The following is a 707-nucleotide window of genomic DNA, read 5'->3' as shown; positions in this document are numbered from 1 at the left end:
ATATGCCCAGCAAGTGAACGGGCCGTTCGACAGTGCCCATGGTTTTCACAGCCGCTTCCTGCGCAAGACTGCCTTGCGCGGTTACCTGGTCAATGCCATGGCCCGGCACCAGCTTGAGAACGGCGTGCTGGCGGTGGTGCTCGACGACACCGTCGGGCTGATTCAGGAGTACAACCACCAGCGCCTGAACTGGGTGGTGAAACGCCAAGTCTGGCGCGAGGACCCGCTGCGCGCCTATCAGCTGCAGACGTCGCAGATCCTGCAGATCATTCGCGCTACCCAGCGTGATTGGGCTGCGCAAAAAGTGCCCTCGACGTTCGAGCCACAAACTGGCGACGGGCCACCGGTGTTCGTCGATTCTGAGAAAGAACGCCAGCGCGTGATCGAGATGCATCAGCGCGAGAGCGATGAAAAACTCGAAGAACGCTACGACGAGCCCCGGCGTGCAGCGTTCCAGGCCGAATACGATCAGCAAGAGGCCCGGTTCCAGGCTTACATCGACCGGCATGCCGGCACCTACGTGGAACTCTGCGAGGGCGCGGCCTTCGCCCTGATTGAGCGGCACGATTACGATGGCCGAGACCGCGAATCGGGCATCGCCTACAGCAAGACCATCGCCGCCTGCCTGGCCGGTGGCATCACCGAAGCGCCGTCCACCAACCCTGAGCCAGCCCCAGGCAGCAGTGAAGCGCTGTGGTTGAAGTGGC

At 62.7% G+C, this 707-nt stretch carries 1 pseudogene; it reads left to right on the top strand.

Going from position 1 to position 707, the window contains the following annotated elements:
* Positions 1-707 (top strand): annotated as a pseudogene (locus tag L6D64_RS28170) (T6SS effector BTH_I2691 family protein); the annotation flags it as partial.

It is taken from the genome of Pseudomonas urethralis, from assembly GCF_021602465.1.
Lineage (GTDB): Bacteria > Pseudomonadota > Gammaproteobacteria > Pseudomonadales > Pseudomonadaceae > Aquipseudomonas > Aquipseudomonas vlassakiae.
This window is presented reverse-complemented; position numbering and strand designations above follow the sequence as displayed.